The sequence below is a fragment of the Flavobacterium sp. 11 genome, from assembly GCF_002754315.1.
Classification (GTDB): domain Bacteria; phylum Bacteroidota; class Bacteroidia; order Flavobacteriales; family Flavobacteriaceae; genus Flavobacterium; species Flavobacterium algoritolerans.
Map to the genome: position 1 here is coordinate 936,323 of NZ_PEFE01000001.1, position 21,762 is coordinate 958,084.

At 34.7% G+C, this 21,762-nt stretch carries 19 protein-coding genes; 10 read left to right on the top strand and 9 right to left on the bottom strand.

From position 1 onward, the window contains the following. Positions 1-110: 110 nt before the first annotated feature. The 4 genes from CLV00_RS04025 to CLV00_RS04040 all read right to left on the bottom strand — a co-directional run bounded on the left by CLV00_RS04025 (position 111) and on the right by CLV00_RS04040 (position 6,617). Positions 111-3,128 (bottom strand): PorP/SprF family type IX secretion system membrane protein, encoded by a 3,018-nt coding sequence (locus CLV00_RS04025; protein ID WP_099713924.1) that lies wholly within the window; start codon positions 3,126-3,128, stop codon positions 111-113. A gap of 1 nt (position 3,129) precedes the next feature. Further along, a complete protein-coding gene (locus tag CLV00_RS04030) occupies positions 3,130-4,581 on the bottom strand; it encodes a gliding motility-associated C-terminal domain-containing protein (RefSeq protein WP_099713925.1) in 1,452 nt (483 codons plus the stop codon). Positions 4,582-4,685: 104 nt separating this feature from the next. Next, a complete protein-coding gene (locus CLV00_RS04035; RefSeq protein ID WP_099713926.1) occupies positions 4,686-5,975 on the bottom strand; it encodes a hypothetical protein in 1,290 nt (429 codons plus the stop codon). 198 nt (positions 5,976-6,173) lie between these two features. Further along, positions 6,174-6,617: a hypothetical protein gene (locus CLV00_RS04040; RefSeq protein WP_099713927.1), complete on the bottom strand. Its 444-nt coding sequence runs from the start codon at positions 6,615-6,617 to the stop codon at positions 6,174-6,176. Positions 6,618-7,084: 467 nt separating this feature from the next. On the opposite strand from CLV00_RS04040, the gene CLV00_RS04045 reads away from it, so the two are divergent. From CLV00_RS04045 to CLV00_RS04075, 7 genes are all read left to right on the top strand, one after another. Then, positions 7,085-8,233 (top strand): DNA polymerase III subunit delta', encoded by a 1,149-nt coding sequence (locus tag CLV00_RS04045; RefSeq protein WP_099713928.1) that lies wholly within the window; start codon positions 7,085-7,087, stop codon positions 8,231-8,233. A gap of 4 nt (positions 8,234-8,237) precedes the next feature. Further along, the gene (locus CLV00_RS04050) at positions 8,238-8,621 is read left to right on the top strand and encodes a DoxX family membrane protein (RefSeq protein ID WP_099713929.1); all 384 of its coding nucleotides are present in this window, start codon (positions 8,238-8,240) and stop codon (positions 8,619-8,621) included. A gap of 48 nt (positions 8,622-8,669) precedes the next feature. Continuing rightward, a complete protein-coding gene (locus tag CLV00_RS04055) occupies positions 8,670-9,179 on the top strand; it encodes an acyl-CoA thioesterase (protein ID WP_099713930.1) in 510 nt (169 codons plus the stop codon). 199 nt (positions 9,180-9,378) lie between these two features. Then, positions 9,379-10,386 carry a recombinase RecA gene (gene recA / locus CLV00_RS04060; protein ID WP_099716226.1) on the top strand — a complete coding sequence of 336 codons (1,008 nt, stop codon included), beginning with the start codon at positions 9,379-9,381 and terminating at the stop codon, positions 10,384-10,386. 134 nt (positions 10,387-10,520) lie between these two features. Next, a complete protein-coding gene (locus CLV00_RS04065; RefSeq protein ID WP_099713931.1) occupies positions 10,521-10,931 on the top strand; it encodes a lipoprotein in 411 nt (136 codons plus the stop codon). An 18-nt stretch (positions 10,932-10,949) separates the two neighbouring features. After that, entirely contained in the window at positions 10,950-11,492 is a 543-nt protein-coding gene (locus tag CLV00_RS04070; protein ID WP_099716227.1) for an RNA polymerase sigma factor, read from the top strand. Then, positions 11,489-12,934 carry a hypothetical protein gene (locus tag CLV00_RS04075; protein ID WP_099713932.1) on the top strand — a complete coding sequence of 482 codons (1,446 nt, stop codon included), beginning with the start codon at positions 11,489-11,491 and terminating at the stop codon, positions 12,932-12,934. Before CLV00_RS04070 ends, CLV00_RS04075 begins: the two co-directional genes overlap by 4 nt. On the opposite strand, the gene CLV00_RS04080 is transcribed toward CLV00_RS04075, so the two are convergent. Further along, positions 12,918-13,679 (bottom strand): 1-acyl-sn-glycerol-3-phosphate acyltransferase, encoded by a 762-nt coding sequence (locus CLV00_RS04080; protein ID WP_099713933.1) that lies wholly within the window; start codon positions 13,677-13,679, stop codon positions 12,918-12,920. The two genes, CLV00_RS04075 and CLV00_RS04080, sit on opposite strands and share 17 nt — an antisense overlap. Before the next feature lie 137 nt (positions 13,680-13,816). Here CLV00_RS04080 and trpS point away from each other — a divergent pair, with 137 nt between their 5' ends. Beyond that, positions 13,817-14,788 (top strand): tryptophan--tRNA ligase, encoded by a 972-nt coding sequence (trpS, locus tag CLV00_RS04085; protein WP_099713934.1) that lies wholly within the window; start codon positions 13,817-13,819, stop codon positions 14,786-14,788. A gap of 15 nt (positions 14,789-14,803) precedes the next feature. Continuing rightward, complete coding sequence (locus CLV00_RS04090) at positions 14,804-15,226, top strand: hypothetical protein (protein WP_099713935.1); 423 nt, start codon at positions 14,804-14,806, stop codon at positions 15,224-15,226. 42 nt (positions 15,227-15,268) lie between these two features. Here the strand turns inward: CLV00_RS04090 and dprA are convergent, their stop codons facing one another. After that, positions 15,269-16,369, bottom strand: a complete 1,101-nt coding sequence (gene dprA / locus CLV00_RS04095) for a DNA-processing protein DprA (protein ID WP_099713936.1) — start codon at positions 16,367-16,369, stop codon at positions 15,269-15,271. Positions 16,370-16,569: 200 nt separating this feature from the next. Here dprA and CLV00_RS04100 point away from each other — a divergent pair, with 200 nt between their 5' ends. Then, positions 16,570-17,517, top strand: a complete 948-nt coding sequence (locus tag CLV00_RS04100; protein WP_099713937.1) for an SPOR domain-containing protein — start codon at positions 16,570-16,572, stop codon at positions 17,515-17,517. A 56-nt stretch (positions 17,518-17,573) separates the two neighbouring features. Here CLV00_RS04100 and CLV00_RS04105 read toward each other — a convergent pair whose 3' ends face one another. The 3 genes from CLV00_RS04105 to CLV00_RS04115 form a co-directional block, all read right to left on the bottom strand. Continuing rightward, positions 17,574-19,841, bottom strand: coding sequence for a helix-turn-helix domain-containing protein (locus tag CLV00_RS04105; RefSeq protein ID WP_099713938.1), 2,268 nt, complete (start codon positions 19,839-19,841; stop codon positions 17,574-17,576). A 168-nt stretch (positions 19,842-20,009) separates the two neighbouring features. Further along, entirely contained in the window at positions 20,010-20,621 is a 612-nt protein-coding gene (locus CLV00_RS04110; RefSeq protein WP_233206852.1) for an OmpH family outer membrane protein, read from the bottom strand. A gap of 244 nt (positions 20,622-20,865) precedes the next feature. Next, entirely contained in the window at positions 20,866-21,714 is an 849-nt protein-coding gene (locus CLV00_RS04115; RefSeq protein WP_099713939.1) for a class I SAM-dependent methyltransferase, read from the bottom strand. Positions 21,715-21,762 lie beyond the last annotated feature (48 nt).

Genomic DNA, 21,762 nt, shown 5'->3' on the forward strand with positions numbered 1-21,762 from the left:
TTTTTCCGGATTAACTCTTAGGGGCCTTGGGAATTAATCCAAAAATGTGCAAAACTGAATTTAATATTTAGAACAAATTATTACTGTTTTTCCATAACTGATTTTATTAATTAATTTTCAATTTTAGCAAGAGACATTTTACCGTTATAAGGTTTACTGCCTTTTGACTCTAATGCTTTTTTGGCTTCTTCTATGTTATCAAATTTGTTATAGTAAATGAAATATTTACTGGTATTAATATCGTAGAAGAAATCTATGTTTGTTTGTCCTGCAGCAACTGCTTTTGTTAAAAATTCATCTCTTTTAGCAACATTATCATGTACTGCAACCACTAAATAATAACCACTTTCCACATTTTTAATATTTTTCAAAATTTGCATATTAGACTGCTCATCACCTGAGTCAAAATCTTCTGCTTTTAAAGGAACTGAACTGAAAGCAGTCTTCTCTTTTATTAAGCTTAATGTCGCTTTATCTTTCAAATACCTACTTTGATCATTCTCAAAACCAGCGCGTTTAATTCTTCTTTTTTTCTCAATTTCAGTATCTGTTTTAATTTTTTCTAATGATGCAATCAGATTCGTATTTGACTGCAATACTTTTAATTGTTCTTGTTTTAATGTTTCTATGGCTTTCAAATAATATTGATTCGTTTCATCCTCTTTATTCGGCACTTTTTTCAGCCTTTCTTTGTATAAATTCTCTAACTCTCTAATTTTTACGGTTTGAGTTTTATTCACCTCAACTAATTCTAATTTTAAAGCTTCTAATGCATTATTTTCCGCAGACACGCTTTTGAAAGGCTTCGGCTCTTTGAAAATACCTTTCTCACTTAAATCATTCTCTTCTTTTAATTCTTTAAGGTCTTTTTCTTTATTGGCAACCGTTTCACCTAATCGCATTAATAATTGTTGCTGTGTGTTTTTAGATTCTTCTACTAATTTGCTTAAATCATCCATCGATTTTGTAGTGGCATCCTTTGGTGTTGCTGCTAATTTAGCTTTATTCTCCGCATCGAGTTTCGCTTGAGCAAGAGCGTCTGCTTTCGCTTTATTATCAGCATCGAGTTTTGCTTGAGCTAGTGCATCGGCTTTGGCTTTAGCATCAGCAGCAAGTTTTGCCTGTGCAAGTGCATCGGCTTTAGCTTTATTATCAGTATCCAGTTTTGCCTGCGCAAGTGCATCTGCTTTAGCTTTATTATCAGTATCCAATTTTGCCTGCGCTAGTGCATCGTCTTTGGCTTTAGTATCCGCAGCAAGTTTTGCCTGAGCAAGGGCATCAGCTTTGGCTTTATTATCCGCATCTAGTTTCGCTTGGGCAATTGCGTCTGCTTTGGCTTTATTATCTACAGCAAGTTTTGCTTGAGCAAGTGCATCAGCTTTAGCTTTATTATCTGCATCGAGTTTTGCCTGAGCAAGGGCATCAGCTTTGACTTTTGCATCGGCAGCAAGTTTTGCCTGAGCGAGTGCATCAGCTTTAGCTTTATTATCTGCATCAAGTTTTGCCTGAGCAAGTGCATCAGCTTTGACTTTTGCATCGGCAGCAAGTTTTGCTTGAGCAAGAGCATCAGCTTTAGCTTTATTATCCGCAGCAAGTTTCGCTTGAGCAAGGGCATCAGCTTTAGCTTTAGCATCCGCAGTAAGTTTTGCTTGAGCAAGTGCGTCTGCTTTGGCTTTATTATCAGTATCCAGTTTTGCCTGAGCTAGTGCATCGGCTTTGGCTTTTGCATCAGCAGCAAGTTTTGCTTGAGCAAGAGCAAGAGCATCAGCTTTAGCTTTTGCATCAGCAGCGATTTTTGCCTGAGTTAGTGCATCTGCTTTGGCTTTTGCATCTGCGGCGAGTTTCGCTTGAGCAACTGCATCAGGTTTAGGTTTAGTATCTGTTGCTATTTTTGCTTTAGCAAGCGCATCTGCTTTAGCCTTGGCATCAGCAGCAAGTTTTGCTTGAGCAAGTGCATCCGCTTTAGCCTTGGCATCTGCTGCCAATTTGGTTTGGTTAAGTGAATCCGCTTTGGCTTTAGCTGCAGCATCAGCAATTTCTTTTAATTTTTGCAATCTTCTTTCCTCTTTTTGAGCTGCCAAAGCAAGTTTAAGTTCCTTTAACTTTTGAGCATCCTCAGGAGATAAAATGCTAGATTCTTTTGGTTGTGCCGGAACTGATTTTCTTACCTCTGCGGGAGGAATAATAGCTCCTTCTTCCTCATCGTCGCCATAATAGTATGAATTACTCTTAAATTTATAAGCAAAAACAACTTCGTGGGAAGAGCCAAAATTGGATAAATTCCCTATACCTTTTTCATAATTGTACTCTAAAGAAATTTTTGGAGTAATATTCAACCCTATTCCGCCGGACATCCCGTATACGCTATTATAACCCGCTTGAGCCCAAATTCCTTTGGGAATAGCAAACATCATTAATCCTGAAACAATAGTTTTATCTTTTTTAACCTCTGTTTTAAGCAAAGCCGAAAATTTACTTTTGTCAAAAAAACCATAAGTATCTAAATATCCCGTGTGCATAATGTGAGCTTGAATGCTTTGTTCAGGATCGTCTTCGACTACTTTAGAAGTTTTAAGATTGTATAAAATCAGATTATTTACAGAAAGTCCAAAATCAAGAAAGGCAGTTCCATAGTTGATACCCGGATTTACCGTTATTAAAGCATTTGAAGGTATACTTTCTAATGATGGATCAGGATAGTTTGTAATAACCTTGCCTTTATCTAAGCCACTTTTATAAAATCCTACATTCATTCCAAAAGTTAGATTACTATCCTCTTGAAGCATGACATTATGAGCAAAGTTTGCCACAGCCCCAAAGGTGGTAAGCACACCATAATTCTGCTGGAATAATCCAACAGAAATCCCTTCATTTTCTCTGAATCTTCCAGAATAGCTCACTAAGTAGGTCTGAGGCGCATTGTCAAATTGAACCCATTGCCTTTTGTTATAAAAACTGACAATAGTGCTTTGTTCTCTAACAAAACTAAAGGTAGGATTGATCAGGAATCTATTAAACTTTAAGGAATTTCGGACGGGTAGATTAAATGAAACCACTCCATCTTCTTGAGCATAAAGCAGGTGTTGTGTACCGAAAAAAAGAGCTATAACTATAAAAATATTTTTCATGTTATTTCACTATAGTTATCGATCCCTTATTCACTTTTTGATCCTGAGTAGTGATAATATAATAATAAACCGGGTTTATATTCTTGAAATCGTTTCCGTTTTCGGGCCAGTTATTTTGATAGTCATTTGTGTCGAGCACTATTTCCCCCAAGGAACTTATCAATTGTACTTTTGTATTTGTTCCGCTTACATATTCTTGCGGAATAATCCAAGTATCATTGATACCGTCACCGTTAGGGCTTACTAAATTAGGTATGTTTGTAACATTAGGAAATGGATTGGGATCAATTGACGAATTAACTACAAAAGAATATTCTTTTGATGCGACACAACCTGTAGTTTGAGTGATTACAACTTTATAATTCCCTTTTGTTTGTATATCATACGTACTTGTTGTAGCGCCCGAAATAATTGTTCCGTTTAAATACCATTTGTATTCCGGACTCGAAGCCGCTGTTGTTACAATTACTTCCAGAGTTTCATCTGGAGCAATGGTGTTAGTATCCGGGACATTGATAGTGCTTGCAAATTGATATCCTTGTAAGTTGATAGAGGCATTGGCCACACAACTTCCAAAGCTTACAGTTACTGAATATTGTCCGGGTTGGTTAGTAACGTAAGTTTGGCTCGTAGCTCCGGCTATAGCAACATTATCCTTAGACCATTGATAACTATTACCCGCCACTGTACTTAAAGTTGTTGCACTGGCGCTCGAACAAAAAGGATTTCCAAGGCTGGATGTGATTGTCGTAGCAGCCGAAGAATTAGACTCACTTACTGTAACTCGGTTAGAGTATGAATTTGAGGTACAAGTACCATAATTTGTCTCTACATAGTATTTTCCAGGTTGATTTACCGTTAAACTTTTTCCGGTAGCAATAGGAGTTAAACTTGGTTCTTTAAACCATTTGTAGGTTAACGAAGGATATTTTAAAGGAGAATCATTAGTTGCCGCTCCGGGATTATCTATGTTTAAAACATAACTTCCGCCAGTACAATAGGTAGCCGTTGGGATAAAATTATTGATTGAAAACGGAGTGTCTTGCACTTTATAATAAGCAGCAAAAGCGATAGAATTAGGACTTGTCGCTGATGGACTTGTACTTTTTACCCTTAACCTGTATTGTTCTCCCGCAGTGGTAACAGGCACTGAAAAAGTTACTGTTGCCGGTGAGACTGTTATAGCTCCTGCAGTAGAAGTAAAAACTGTGGTTGGAGTAGCAAAACTTCCATTTGGATCTGATAATTCTACAATGAACTGATTGGTGGCATTTAAGCCGGAAACCGGTGAAAAGGGAAACGTTACATTAAAAGTATTAAAAGATGGATTCGCGCAAATTTGACTAAAAGATAATGTAGGTGTTCCTATAACTATTTGAGCATAAACACTATTAGTTAAAGGAAAAACCAGTAATAAAAGAAAATAAAAATATTTATTTATAATAGTAGTCATTCCGCATTCAATCTTTATTTATCCAATTCATAAAAATAATTTACAATTGTATATCGTTACATTTTCACACCTGAAATCAAAATCAGTTACAACAAATGATTCTTTTAGTGATCATTTGATGCTGTAATTTTAGCTATTCGCAATCTAAAATCAGGTTTTTTTTCATTGAAAAGGTCTATGAATGTTTCCTTATTATCACTTTGAGAATACACATTAGAAAAGGCACTATTCCCATACCAATTTTCTAAATCCTCATTGTCTGAGTTATGTTCCGTAAAAATATTTCCCTTACAGAAATTGAAATACATCTGTTCGAATTTTATTTTCTTAAGATTTTCACCATTAATTTCAATCTTATTATCCAATAAAACTGCGGGATTAAAACCAGAAATTACCGTTCTTTTAAGATCGAGAGACGTATTCTGAGAGACATATACTGCCTCTTTTACTAAACCTGATTGAATATCAACATTTATGTTTTCGCTATTATTAATCAACGTTAGATTTGTTGCAATCACTGAGGTTTGTTTTTTAGTGAAATCAACCTCTTCTTTTTTGTCATAAGAAGCCACATCTATACATCTTGAACCTAAATTGCTGGTTAAATAAGAAGATCGAATGGCAAGAGAATTATCAATTCGACATTGCGTCCCAAAGTTGAATTTAAAATCATCGCTGCTTGACTTAAAAGAAACCAGTTTATTCAAAGTAAGTTCTCCGCCATATATTTCAAAAGAATCACCTGCAGCATAACTGATCATTATGTTTTCTAAAACTGTTTTGTTTCCAACACCTGCCAGTAACAATGCATTGAAATTCCCTAAACCTTTAATTTTTTTTCCTGCAAATTCTATTCTTACAAATTTTAAAATACCTGAATTGCTGCTTACATTATTACCTCCATACGATGTTAACGAAGTATCCAAATCAAAATTTACAGAGGAAGCATTCCCAAATTTATTCGTAGGTGCATCGCCCAGTATTACAATTCCTCCCCAATCTCCCGCTTTTCTGGAGCTTCTGTTTGAAGTAAAAACGATAGGGTCAGTCTCTAAACCTTCGGCTATTATCGTAGCACCTTTTGTGATTACAAGAGAAGCACTGGATTCATAATCGCCTATTATTACTGTTCCGGGTTCAATGGTCAGCGTTGCATTATTAGTAACAAAAACACTGCCTTGCAATATGTAGACATTTTTCTTGAACAATTTTGTGTTTACGGTAATATTTCCCGCCAATATTTGATTGGCTTGACCATAATCAACTTTATTAGGTTTAAATTCCGTCCAGTTGTTTAGCCAGTTGTTTGAACCTGTTATTCCTTTTTCTTGCTGTGCATTTACACTGAAAACTCCAAAAAAGAGAATCCATACAATTTGAGTAATTGTTTTCATGAGATAAAAAGATATAAAATTTATATTAAAAATGCTTTGGTACTAATAAAAAAACTCATTACGATTTTTCTGAATTATTTCAGAATGTATCGATAACGAGTTTTTTCTAAATTAATATTCGATTATCGCTACAATACTCTTATAAAATTACTTGTTAATAAAAATTAGAAAAGAAATTAAACTAAGCCTCACAAATTATTACATGTCATTGAACTCATGTAATGATTTCAATGTGTTTTCATAAAATAAAATTGCTTTTACTAAATTGTCTGTATCTGAATAAGGCACCATTCTTCTTTGAAACGCAACAGTTACATCCAGGAAATTTGTAGTACTTTCATCTTGTCCCGCTAATATTTTTCTATTATCGGCATCATTAGGAATTCCTAGATCATTCATAGTAACTCCTGGTTTTGTAGCCAAGGCAATGTAGGGTAATGTTTTTACCAAAACTTTTATACGTTCAATATAAAGTTCTAATAATTCCCCTTTTTTCATTCCTTCCAACTCTTCCTTAACGTGGTATTTTTTTATTATCGCATTTGTACTAATAATACTTTTAGGAGCATTTTTATCCTGTGCTGAAACCACGCCTGTCGCTAACAAAAAAAACACACTGAAAAAAATAATTTTCCCTTTCATAATTTGAATTTACCAATTAGTTTATCTAACAAAAATATACAATAAAACTCAAAATGCAACTTTGTCAATATTTTTTTTGACTACAAAAGATTACAAATTGTAAAAAAAAACGTATTATAACGAACATATGTGCACTTTATCGAGTGCTTTGATTTTTCACTATACAAGTGATATTATTGGGTTTAACACTGTTTCATTCTAATGGACATCGCTTCTGAAAAGAAAATTTAATTCTCACCAAAAAAAAATTCGTTTATTAATATTAAACCTACAGTTCAGTAAACTCAAAATGTTAAATTATCATAAATAATGACGTTTTTTATCTATTTAAAGCCTATTTTTCCCTAAAAAAAGTTAAATTTTCATCTTAAAAAAGGCACGCGCTCCATATCATTTATACCGTTACTTTTCCTGAAAGTTTGCTTCTGAAAATTTTAGACTAAACCATTTTCTTCTATCTTTGCTTTATGCAATTTTCAGAAATTTTAGGACAAGAACACATTAAAAGTCATTTGACAAGAAGTGCTGATTTGGGAAGAATTCCACATGCGCAACTGTTTGTTGGCCCTGAAGGAAGTGGTACTTTACCCATGGCAATTGCTTATGCACAATACATTATTTGCAGCAATCAAAACGCCGAAAACTCCGGTTCAAACGAAGCCTGCAATATCAAATTCCAGAAAACTTCGCATCCCGATTTGCATTTTATTTACCCAACCGTAAGTACCGAAGATGTAAAAACAAAACCGAAAAGTATTGATTTTATCACGGAATGGAGAGCCTTTTTGACTCAAAATCCGTACGGAAGTTTGTTTGACTGGTATTTAACTCTTGGCGTTAAAAACAAACAAGGAGAAATTAGGGTTGATGATGCCCAGGAAATCTTAAAATCTCTCGCATTAAAATCTTATGAAGGCGGTTACAAAGTCATGATTATTTGGATGGCTGATAAATTGAATATTGCCGCTTCCAATAAACTATTGAAATTGCTCGAGGAACCTACGGATAGAACCGTTTTTATCCTGATTTCAGAAAACGAAGAAGATATAATCCAAACCATTCGTTCCCGATGTCAAGTCCTACATTTTAACGGATTAAACGAAACCGTAATTGCTGAAGCTTTGGTTTCAAGAGAAAACACAGAGCCTAAAGAAGCTTTGAAAATAGCACATCAAGCACAGGGAAATTATAACAAAGCATTGCAATTATTACAGCCGGACAGCGAATCGGTTTTTTTTGAAAAGTGGTTTGTTGATTGGGTTCGTGCTGCTTTTAGAGCCAAAGGAAATGCAGCTGCCATTCAGGATTTGATTCAATGGAGCGAGCAAATTGCCAGTTTAGGAAGGGAAACCCAAAAGAAGTTTTTACATTTTTGTATCGATATGTTCCGTCAGGCTTTGTTGCTCAATTACCAAACGGAAAGCTTGGTTTATATGGAGCCAAAAGTGGAAAAATTCAAACTGGAGAATTTTGCCCCTTTCGTAAATGGCAACAACATAAATGATATTTTCAAAGAACTTTCGGATGCCATGTATCACATTGAGCGCAACGGAAATGCTAAAATTATTTTAACCGATTTATCTATAAAACTCACCCGTTTAATTCACAAAAAATAAAAAAATGAACAACATTACTTCGATTTTAATTTTAATTTTTCTGGCCATTACTTTCCTGCAATCCGGTTACGATAAACTGTTTTATTGGAAAGATAATGTGGACTGGTTGAAAGGTCATTTTTCTAAAACACCATTAAAAAACCATGTGCCATTAGCATTACTTAACATTTTAATATTAGAATTAATCTCTGGTATTTTATGCGTAGTGGGCTGCATTGAATTATTCGTAAATAATGGTAGAATATTCGGTTTTTATGGAGCGGTTTTCTCTTGTATCACCTTGTTAATGTTGCTTTTCGGACAGCGATTGGCGAAAGATTACGATGGTGCCAGAACAATTGTTATCTATTTTATCCCAGCTATATTGGCGGTTTATTGGTTAAACTAAAACCCAATTATTATTTAAAAACAACGATTCCTTTTTACATAAAAAAACATGACTCCAAAACATCCTTCAGAATCCCTGACAATATTAACTGATTTGGTTTTACCAAGTGAGACCAATCCTTTGAACAATCTTTTTGGTGGTGAATTATTAGCACGAATGGATCGCGCAGCCAGCATCTCCGCAGGAAGGCATTCTAGAAGAATTGGTGTGACCGCATCAGTAAATCACGTAGCTTTCAATAAAGCTATCCCTCTTGGAAGCGTGGTTATTATAGAGGCCAAAGTTTCCCGATCGTTTAGAAGTTCAATGGAAATATATATTGACGTTTGGGTTGAAGACAGACAATCCGGAAACCGTACCAAAGCTAATGAGGCAATTTATACTTTTGTAGCGGTTGATGATACTGGAAGACCGGTAGAAGTACCTCAATTAATTCCAGAAACAGAGCTGGAAAAACAACGTTTTGATGCCGCATTGAGACGCAAACAACTCAGTTTAGTTTTAGCAGGAAAATTAAATCCTCATGAAGCTACTGAATTGAAGGCATTGTTTCAGTAACACGTATAAGCAACTTATTTTTTATTGAAATTTAGATTTAAAATATTCTTGAAAGAGAAAATTTACATTAAAAAAAGAAGTATTTTTACGAAAATAAATCTTTGCATATAAATGAAATTTTCAGGATAATTAGTCATTCTGTCAGTTTCTTAGAGTTATAAAATAATACAAATAGATGAAAGAAAAGGTAAAAGAGAAGATGAGTACAGAGAAAGAATCCAAATTAAAAGCGCTACAACTTACGCTTGACAAACTAGACAAAACGTACGGAAAAGGAACAGTGATGAAAATGGGGGATAAAGCCATTGAAGAAGTGGAAACTATCTCATCAGGATCTTTAGGAATTGATTTAGCGTTAGGCGTTGGCGGGTATCCAAGAGGTAGAATCATTGAAATATACGGTCCGGAATCTTCTGGAAAAACAACCTTAACACTTCATGCTATTGCCGAAGCTCAAAAAGCGGGTGGAATTGCTGCTTTTATTGATGCTGAACACGCTTTCGACAGAAATTACGCAGAGAAATTAGGTGTAGATATCGAAAACTTGATCATCTCGCAACCAGACAACGGAGAACAAGCTTTAGAAATTGCTGAAAACTTAATTCGTTCAGGAGCGATTGACATAGTAGTAATTGACTCGGTTGCCGCTTTGACTCCAAAAAGTGAAATTGAAGGAGAAATGGGAGATTCTAAAATGGGTCTTCACGCTCGTTTAATGTCTCAAGCATTGCGTAAATTAACAGGAACCATCAGCAAAACAAATTGTACTGTTTTCTTTATTAACCAATTAAGAGAGAAAATTGGTGTAATGTTTGGAAATCCAGAAACAACAACTGGAGGAAATGCCTTGAAATTTTACGCTTCGGTTCGTTTAGACATTCGTCGTTCTACACAAATTAAAGATGGTGATAACGTCCTTGGAAACAGAACCAAAGTAAAAGTGGTGAAAAACAAAGTTGCTCCGCCTTTTAAAATTGCTGAATTTGACATCATGTATGGTGAAGGAATTTCAAAAACAGGAGAAATTTTAGATTTAGCTGTAGAATTTGAAATCATCAAAAAAGCGGGATCTTGGTTCAGTTATGGTGAAACCAAATTAGGACAAGGTCGTGATGCTGTTAAGTCTTTAATAAAAGACAATCCGGAATTAGCGGATGAACTTGAAGAAAAAATTAAAGCCAGAATAAAAGAACTAGCTGAAGCATAAAAAACTAAAAACCCGAGAATATCGGGTTTTTTTAATTTACAACGCAACCTTTTTAAAAAATTTCATCTATTAAGAAAACCGTCAATAAAAACTTTTAAACTGACGGAATAGTATTAACTTTTAAATTAGTAAAGATGAAAAAAATTGTTTTACTCACCCTGTTTTTATTGACCCTGACGGGCTGTAGTATTGACGATGATCAACCCAATTACAGCTATGAAGTACTTCCGGTAGACAGTTACACAGTGCCTCAATCTTTCACCTTAGGGCAAACCTATGAGATAAAATTGAAGTACAAAAAACCTTCTGATTGCCATTCTTTTCAAGGAATCTATTACGATAAAAATTTGAACGTAAGAACAATTGGTATACAAACCTCCGTTCTTGAAACTACAAATTGCACACCTTTAACTTCGGAGCCAATTGAGGTTTCTTTCAATTTTTATGTAACCAATACCGGTTCCTATATTTTTAAGTTTTACAAAGGTGAGGACGCCAATGGTCAAAATATATTTGAAGAGGTTGAAATTCAAGTGACTAATTAATTAATGTCCTTAAAAACTGTGGTATTAGATCAAATAATTAATCAATGTAAAAAAAACTGCCCCAAGGCACAAGAGCAATTGTACCAATTGTTTTCTAAAAAATTCTTTGGGGTGTGTTTAAAATACTCCACTGATTATGCAGATGCCGAAGACAATCTACAGGATGGGTTTTTGATCATTTTTGATAAAATTGAGCAGTATAATTTTAAAGGTTCTTTTGAAGGATGGGCAAAGAGAATATTAATTAACAATGCCCTTCAAAAATTCAGAGGCGTAAGATATATGGAAGTTATAAACGACAATATTCCTGAGGAAGAGGTCGAAATTGAAGACGAAAATATTTCTATCGAGTATCTAATGCAAATCATTCAAGAGTTACCAGACCAGTATAGATTAGTTTTTAGTCTCTATGTACTTGATGGATATTCTCATAAAGAAGTTTCTGAGATGCTTAAAATCAGTACCGGAACCACAAAATCAAATCTGGCGCGAGCAAGAGGGATTTTGAAAGAAAAAATTGATCATCATACAAAAACTAAAATAAATTCATTGGCAAAATGAACGATAAAAAAAATATAGACCGATTGTTTCAAGAGCGATTCAAAGATTTTGAATCAGAGCCCAGTAAACAAGTTTGGATAAATATCCAGGCCTCTTTAAAAGAAAAAGAGGAGGACCGAAAAGTAATTCCTTTTTGGATGAAATCTTCTGGGATAGCCGCCGCTTTCCTTTTAGGTTTTTTTGCATTGAACACCATTGTAAACAATAAATTTGAAATAAAAAATGGTGTCGTTATAGACACGAAAGTTTTAAAAAATTCGTTTGAAGGAAAGGATTCTACTCTTGATAAAACAAAAAGAGCGCGTAATCCTTTAGAAGTGAAAACAATTCCTCAGGTCGTAGTTAACAAAATTAAAACAGGAAAAACAGATGAAAAAGAAATTATATCTTCTGATAGATTTAAAATCAATTCGAACAAAGAGAAGAATCAGAACGGTTCTGTTGTTTATTTCCAAAAAAATAATTCACCGCTAAAACAAACAACAGCAAATAATGACAACCAAAACGCTACGGTTGTTACTGCTGAAAAAAACAATACAAAAACCCATAATCCGTTTGAAAACATTCAACAAAATCAAACACTGGAAAAAAGCAATTTAAAAGAGAATGAAAACGCTAAAATTGCAGCAATAGACACTAAAAAAGAGCCTTCAAGTCCTGCTGAAACTCCAAATGAATTAGAAGAAATCCTTAAAAAGAAAAAAGGAGAAGAAAAAGAGGCTGTGGTTCTCAATCAAAAAAACAAGTGGCAAATTACGCCAAATATTGCGGCTGTATATCTGAATTCGAATTCAGGCGGTTCTGCCATTGACCCTCAATTTTCAGAAAATCAAAAAACAGGCGATAACAGCTTAAGTTTTGGTGTTGGGGTAAATTATGCTGTTTCTAAAAAAGTAGCCTTACGAAGCGGAATTAACAAGCTCTCGTTAGGATACAACACGAATAACGTAGTCTACTCGACAGGTTTGGCAAATAATAATCTGGCAAATATTAATTATTCCTCAAATGCATTAATTGAGATTAAAAACCAATCAGCTCTGAACGGCTTAATCACTTTTGAAAAAGACCTACAAAAAACCAATACAGGCGCCATCAATCAAAAAATGGGTTATTATGAAGTTCCTTTGGAGGTTTCCTATGCTGTTTTGGATAAAAAATTTGGAATTAACGTTATTGGAGGTGTAAGTACTTTGTTTCTCAGCCAAAATAAAATATCGTTAGTTTCATCTGAAACCAATGTGAAATTAGGCGAAGCAAAAAATTTGAATCAAGTCCATTTCAGTACTAATGTGGGTTTAGGATTTAAGTACCAGATTATAAAATCATTCCAAATTAATGTGGAACCAATGGTAAAATATCAATTGAATACATTTTCAAACAACTCGGGCGACTTTAAACCGCTATTTATCGGATTATATTCTGGTATTAGCTATAGCTTTTAATTGGATCAGAATCGAAAGCTACTAGTTGATTGTATATTATCTCGCGTACTTCTTCACGAATTTCTTTTCGATCAACGCCGGTTTTTCCTAAAGTTTCTATGTGTGAATGCATTTTTACACGCATAATTCCTGGGCTTCCGCTGAAAAAAGTATACGAAAATCTCTTCTTGTTATCAGCAAAAGTAATGGGAACTATAGGAATTTCGTGTTCTATCGCCAATCGGAAAGCACCGTCTTTGAAAGTATCTAACAAAATAGATTCATCATCCGGAACGCCGCCTTCAGGAAAAATACAAATACTCAATCCTTGATTGATTCTTTTTTGAGCGCGATTAAAGACTTCCATTCTGCTTTTTGAAGAACTTCTGTCTACCAAAATACAGGTTCTTTTATAGAAAAATCCAAACAAAGGAATTTTTGAAAGTTCTTTTTTACCCACAAAAACAAACGGATTTCTAGTCAATGCAAGCATCAGCATAATATCGGCCATGGAAGTATGATTGGCAACAATCATATAACTTTTTTGGTATTCCATTTCTTGGTTTTTATCTATTTTATAATAGAATCCCATACCGAAAAGAATAAATTTTGCCCAAATACGAGCCATCTTAAAAAAATAAGGATAACCGCTTTCTGTCAGGATTGACAATACCAGAAAAGGAAACATCACCAATATGGGAATGGCCATCAAAATATAAAACCATACGCGCCACAAAACCCAAAAAACAATTTTTAATCCTCTCATAAGTTCAAAAGTAAGAAATCGTAGGCGAATAATAATAAAAGAATTTGCTTTGGAAAGCTAAGTATTAGAAAAACTTTACAATCGTTGCAAACTTTGCGAAAATCTTTGCGAACTTTGCGGTTAAGAAAAAAGAAATAATGGCAAAAATACTTACAGGCGTTCAAAGTACAGGAACACCACATTTAGGAAACTTACTTGGCGCAATCATTCCCGCAATAGCATTATCAAATAAACCTGAAAACGAATCCTTTCTTTTCATTGCCGATTTACATTCGATAACACAAATAAAAAACGGCGAAACCCTACGAACTAATACCTACAGTACTGCTGCTGCTTGGTTGGCGTGTGGTTTGAATGTGGACAAAGTAGTTTTCTACAGACAATCGGATGTGCCGCAAACAGCGGAATTATCTTGGTATTTGAGTTGTTTTTTCCCTTTTCAACGCTTGACATTAGCACATTCTTTCAAAGACAAAGCCGACAGACTCGAAGATGTAAACGCTGGTTTATTTTCGTATCCAATGCTGATGGCTGCCGATATTTTATTATACGATGCAGAGTTTGTTCCCGTAGGAAAAGACCAATTGCAACACCTTGAAATCACACGTGATGTAGCATCTCGTTTCAACCATCAAATGGGAGAAACGTTCGTAATTCCCGAAGCCAAAATTCAGGAAGACAGTATGCTTATTCCAGGAACCAATGGCGGAAAGATGAGTAAATCAGCCAATAATATTATCAATATCTTTTTAGACGACAAAGCATTACGCAAACAGGTGATGAGCATTGAAACCGACAGCACACCGCTGGAAGATCCTAAAAATCCAGATACGTGCAATGCTTTTGCTATTTATTCTTTATTGGCAAATGAAGAACAAATCGCAGCCATGAAAGCCAATTACCTTGGCGGAAATTACGGTTATGGTCACGCCAAACAAGCGTTATTTGAATTGATTACAGAAACTTTCAAAACCGAAAGAGAAAAATACAATTACTACATCAATAACCTTCCTGAAGTAGATGCTTTACTCAAGAAAGGAGCCGAAAAAGCGACCGTTGTTGCCAATGGTGTTTTGAACAGAGTAAGAGAAAAATTGGGATTTGAGTAAAATCATATAAATCAGATGAAAAACACACTTAAATTTTTTGCATTATTATTCATTTTAATAAACAGCAGTTGCAAACCACAAATGGTGCAAACAACTAAAGATGCTTATTTATTAAAAACAAATGAGCAACAATTTATTAATAAACCGTTAAATGATTTGCTGAAGGAAATCAAACCCGAAATAAAAACGGGTTATGGAACCAATGAAGAAGGATTACAATATTTCGCTTTTAGATTTAGAACGCCTGAACAATGGAAAAAGAATGAGGGAGTCTGGGAAGATCGTGTGGCACTATATGTATATGTAAAAGACCCAATAGATTGGCAATATGAAAAAAGACCTAAAGGAAAAGAAACTGTTTGGACTAGAGAAGATGCTAAAAAATATGGAAAACTTATTATAACCAGAATAAAAGTAATTAATAAACCTAAAGAATAAAAAAATATAAAAAAGTAGTTTCAAGATTTTGAAACTACTTTTTTATATCGCCTCAAACAATTTCCCCGGCAAAGGTCGTATCACGCCTTTCAGCTCCATATTCAACAGCATTCCTGAGATTTTATGAATAGGAAAATCACAGCGCAAAGCAATAATATCCATTAGTTCTTTCCCTGTCTTAAGGAGGTAATCGTATACTTTTTGCTCGTCATCATCTAAGCTTACAAACAATTGTTTTTGTACGGGTTTTGATTCTTTTTGGATATCCCAATTCAGGATATAAATCAAATCCGCAGCGCTCGTCAAGACATTTGCTTTTTGGGTTTTTATCAGGTTGTTACAACCTTGGCTGTACTTATCCGTAACACGTCCCGGAACCGCAAAAACATCACGGTTGTAATCATTCGCCATATTTGCCGTAATCAATGAACCACCTCTATCAGCTGATTCAATTACGATTGTCGCTTCAGACATTCCTGCGACTATTCTGTTTCTTCGAACGAAATTTTCTTTATCGGGATTGGAGGAACTCCAAAACTCAGTCATGAAACCACCGTTCTGTTCTACTTTCGACACATATTTTTTATGGGTTTTCGGGTAAATTTGGTTTAAACCGTGCGCTACTACTCCTATTGTTTGTAAATTATGTTCCATTGCCAGTTGATGCGCCACAATATCAACGCCATACGCAAAACCACTGACGATTATAGGATCTAGCGGAGCCAAATCTTCAATCAATTTTCTGCAAAATTCCGTTCCGTACGAGGTAATTTGGCGCGTTCCTACAATACTGATTATTTTTCTGTTTTTTAAATTGATGTTTCCAGAGGTGAATAATAAAAGTGGTCCGTCAATACAATGTTTCAAGCGTTCCGGATAATCCTCGTCCTGAAAATAAACAGCATTGATTTCATTCGCTTTTATAAACTCCAGTTCTTGAGTTGCTTTTTCGAAAACCGATTTATCTTTTAAATTTTTCAGCAAAACAGAGCCTACTCCATCAATAGCAGCAAGTTGCGAAGCCTTTGTATTAAAAACCGCTTCTGCAGTTCCAAAATGGGTAAGCAGTTTTTTGGCCATTATGTCGCCCACACCCTCTATTCTTTGCAATGCCAATAAATAAAATAAATCCTGCTCTTTCATATGTAGATAATACTTGTTTTTTATTAGAATATGGAATACGCCAGTTTAAAAGAAATCTTTATTTATGTTTGTATAACGATTAAACATAGCTATTTCATGCTAATTATTTGAGAGTGAAATGTATAAATTTTTATGCGGATTGTTAATAAAAATTGTGAATAAAATTTTGATAACTATTTTGGTTGTATAACTTTGTAAGTATGAAAATCGAACTATACATCGCGCAGCTTTTATACCGTTATCAATGTGTTACCGTTCCTGGTTTCGGAGCTTTTTTGACCGAAATTCAATCGGCTAAACTAAACGAAAGTACAAATTCATTTTCTCCACCCAAAAAAATGATTGCTTTCAATGCTAATCTAAAAAACAATGATGGTTTATTGGCCAGTCATATCGCTTTAGCAGAGAAAACGTCTTATGAGTATGCGGTAAGCGCAATTCAATATGAGGTTTTTAATTGGAAAAAAGCATTAGAAGAAAACGAACTTTTTTCTATAAAAAATGTAGGTGACCTTCGTTTGAACGCGGATCATAATATCGTTTTCACGCCTTATGATCAAACGAATTATTTAACCAGTTCTTTTGGATTGGCTCCTTTTGTTTCACCACTTGTAAAAAGAGCAATCTTCGAAAAAGAAGTAGAAGCAATCGAAGAAAAAGCAACCATCACAATGGTTCCTGAACATACCAGAACAGCAAATCCATATTTAAAATACGCTGCTATTTTTGTGTTAGGATTAGGACTTGCAGGAAGCGTTGGTTATCCAATGTATCAAAACCAAATCGCCTCAGAAACGATTCTTGTTGAAACTGCCGTTCAAAAACAAGTTCAAAATAAAATTCAGCAAGCCACTTTCTTCATCGAAAGTCCGGTTCCTGCTGTTACACTTTCCGTAAAATCGACTGCCGAAATAAAAATGCCGTATCACATTATGGCTGGAGTCTACAGAGAAGAAAAAAATGCAGACAAAACGTTGCGAATTTTAAATCGTTTAGGATATGATGCCAAACGAATCGCTCCTAATAAAAATGGTTATTTTCCAGTTTTATATGGCAGTTACGCCACATTTGCTGAAGCAGAAAAAGCAAAAAAAGAAATTAATGAAAAGCACAACCCAGAGGCTTGGATATTAATTCAATCACTATAAAAACAAAAACCCTATTCTTACCGAATAGGGTTTTTTATTTTTAGCGCTTTATTGCTTTAATTCAAACTCGCTTTATACATCCTCGCTTCTTCCCAAGAGAATTTATGACCGTGTTTTTCCATCATGGTATTCAGTGATTCTTCTTTATATCCGGCAAAAGCAGCTGCCAAATCCTGCATTTTATCCTCCGGTAAAACTTCTGAAATGGATACCGCTTTGGTTTGTATCAACTTCACAAAATGCGAGTAAATCGTTTGTTTCGTCAACACCCTGATTGTAGCAATATCTTCAATTGATTTCTTTTCTACCCATAATTCATAGGTTTCCTGAACAGTTGATTTTTTAGGCGCTACTGTTTTTGATTTTTTCGAAGTATAACGTTCCACGTCTTTTTCGTCTTCAATCAGTGTTATATTTACTTCCTTGAATTGATTTTGTATGGCTTCCGTTTTTCGGCTGATGTATTTTTTTATTTCTGAGGAAGTCAATTTCTCTTTCGAAATGGTTTCTCCTGCAACAACGGTTTCAATCAATAATTTAGCCTTCATTAAGCGCAGAACGGCCTTGGTTTGCAATTCTTCCAGCACGATTAATTCATCGTAAAAAGCTTTTACTTTTTTGATGCGTTTTACTTCTTCTATTTTCCAAAGGATTTCAAAAACCAAATCGTCCATTGGTTTTAGGAAATAACTGAAAGCGGCTTGAATGCGTTCTGAAACATGATTCATATCGACTGTTTCCTGACCAAAAAGTTTATTCAATTGCGAAATGAATTTTTTGGATGGATCCAAAAGCTGTTCGATGACTTCCGTTTGCTTTTTGGCCCAAACGGCATGCTTGGATTTCTCTGATATTTCTGATTTTTCGTTGTAACTGAATTTATGATTGCGCCATTCCTGAGCCAAATCACTCCAATCGAACGTGTTTATCAGATAGTTATGAATGAAATTTTTGGTTTCAAAATGCAGGGCATTCTCTAAAAACGAATCCGAAGCTTTGTTTAACGAATAATCCATCACATCCTGATCGTTTGAAATACCGTTCATGCGCAGCGGAGAAAGCAAAATAAGCCCTTCTAAGGAGCGTAAACGCGATAACGCGACATATGCCTGTCCAGGAAGAAAAACTTGCGAAACATCAAGCGCAGCTTTATCAAATGTCAATCCCTGGCTTTTATGAACCGTAATCGCCCACGCCAATTTGATGGGATAATGCACAAAAGTCCCTAAAACCTCTTCTTCAATTTCTTTGGTGGTTTCGTCTACTTTGTAGCGAATATTTTGCCATTCGTATTTTTCGACTTCTATGGTTTTGTTTTCTTCCGGAAAATGAACCAGGATTTCCTGACTCGAAAGCGATTTGATAATGCCCATCTTTCCGTTGAAATAATGCTTATCAAATGATAAATCGTTTTTTACAAACATGATTTGCGCGCCTACTTTCAACTGCAGTTGTTGTTCCACGGGAAATATCTTATCTGGAAAATCTCCTGTTATTTCAGGTTTATAAACCACTAACTTTCCTTCCAGATCTTCCAAAGCCTGCGCATTCATAGAATCGGCTTTGTTGTTGTGCGTGGTTAACGTGATGTATCCTTTGTTTGCTTTTAAATCAAAATCTGGTTTTACATATTGATTTAAAGTTTGAATGTCTTGCTGGGAAATCTGGTTGTTGCGCAGATTATTCAAAACCGAAATAAACGTATCATCAGTTTGACGAAAAATCTTGGACAATTCAATGTATAAAGGCGGATGTTGCTGCACGACATGCGAATGGAAAAAGAATTTTCCTTTGTAATAGGTTTTCAGCGTACGCCATTCTTCGTCCCGAATTACTGGCGGCAATTGCAATAAATCGCCAATATACAAGACCTGAACGCCACCAAAAGCACTGTTTTTTTTACGTACCGTTTGCATCATATAATCCATAGCGTCCAGTAAATCAGCACGAAGCATACTCACTTCATCAATAATCAGCAATTCCATATTGCGAATTACTGATTTTTTCAAACCGCTCATTTTGAAATGCCTGCGCAGCGTTGCTTTGGTTTCAAATTTAGTGCTTTCAGAAAATTGAGGCGATGAATTATCCGGAATAAATCCTCCAAACGGCAACTGAAACATAGAGTGAATCGTTACACCGCCAGCATTTAGCGCAGCAATTCCTGTTGGTGCCACAACTACAGTGTTCTTGTGCGTAGTTTGAATAATTTCCCGTAAAAGGGTAGTTTTTCCCGTTCCTGCTTTCCCTGTCAGGAAAACGGATCGATGGGTTTGATTGATGAATCGTAAAGTGTAAGCTGCGGCTTCTGAAATGGTTTGCATTAGGCGTGTATGTGTAAAGCTAAAGTATTGAAAATTAGGAATACTATTTTAATTTTGGAAAATATTTTAGGATTGTAATTCAACTATTTTTTAGCCCAGATAGCTTCAAAAAAAATGCCTTCAATCTAATTGTAGACGAAGGCAATTTTTTGAATTAATATAAAAAAATTATTTTTTAGCTTCTGCTTTTTCTTCTGTTTTAGCAGGAGCTTTATACTTGTCGTTCAAGGCTTTGATAATTTCTTTTGTGATATCAAATTTGTCTTCAGCGTATAAAATTGAAGCTGCGTCACCTGTACCATAGATGTATGCGTATCCTTTTTCTTTACCGTATGCTTTGATGAATTTTTTCACTCCGCTTACTAAAGAATCCATTTCTTTTCCGCTTTCTTGTTGCAATTCTTGAGACAATGCTTGTTGTGCATAACCTAATTGTTGCTCTCTTTTTTGCAATTCAGCACCTTTTTGTTGTGCCCAAGCTTGACCGTTTGCTTGTGCTTGAGATTGAAAACTTGCTGCTTCTTGCTTAAATCTTGCAATTTCAGCTTCTAATTGTCTTCCTTTTTCTTCTGCTTTTGATTTATATTTTGCTTCAAGGTCTTTTGCCTCTGTATATTCTTTCATTAATTCAGAAGTGTCTACGTAAGCTGTTTTTACTTCTTTAACTTCTGCAGGTTTATTACAAGCAACAAGTGAAATTGAAAGTGCGATAATTACTAATGCTTTTTTACTCATATTTTTAATATTACTTTTTTGGTATTCTTGAATATTCGATTTCATTTCGGTTAATTTCTAATTTTAAGTATTGGTGACAAAAATATAAAAAAATAGACAGCATTGACATAAAGTTTAAAAAATGCTACATATTTATGATATAAGATTTTATTATTGCGATTAATGAACGTATAATTTATGACTATCAAAAGTGACGTTCATATCTTTTAAATAAACTAATCAGTCTAAAAATCCGATAATCACCCTCGATTTCATCAAAAAATGCGCTTAAATGCGCTTAAAATGATTTTTAGTTGTTTTTTAGGATGTAAATGTGTGAAGAATACTCAAAATTCTTTTTCGCTTCCCAATTTGATTGCAATCCTACAAAAAAGGCTTTTATATAATTCATTTTACCGGTTTTGTATTTTTCCGAAAGTAAACTCACATAAAAAGAGTCAAATTTCATTGGAAGCACTTTTACCAATTTCATTTCTTCTTTTTCGAAAAGCATTTTTATTGCAGTTTTAGAAAAATGCCAAAAATGAATTGGCACATCATAAGCAGCCCAAAACTTTCCGTAATGTTTTGCATCGAAAGATTTGAAATTTGGAACAGCAATAATTAAAGTTCCATTTGGTTTTAATAATCGTTTCAGTTCTTTGATTTGGTTTTCTAAATTAGGAACGTGTTCCAAAACATGCCACATCGAAATCACATCAAAAGAATGATTGTCTAATTCGCTGGTTTTTTCAACAAATGAAACGCCTTTCTTTTTTGCAATCGCTTTTGCTTTTTCGCTTGGCTCTACTCCTATCGTATGCCATCCGTTTTCTTTGGCCACAGATAAAAAATCACCTGTTCCGGCACCAATATCTAAAATGCTTCCTTTATTCGATTGCAGTGAATTGATTAAATTCAATTTGTTTTTCAGCGCAATAGTTTTTACAAAATGATATGCTTTTTCAAACAGAGACCTTTTGCTGTCAGTATGCGAAATATAATCCACGCTTTCGTAATACTTTCCTAAATTTTCTAAGCTGGGTTGCGGAGACGTAATCAGCATATCCAATTTATCATCATGATACAATTCGAAAATTTCCTGAGAAACAGAATAATCTTTAACGGTTAAAAAAGGCTGTTGGTTTGAAATGTCCATTAATTAATAGTGCTTTTATATTTTAATTTTAAACTAAACCCTGAAAAC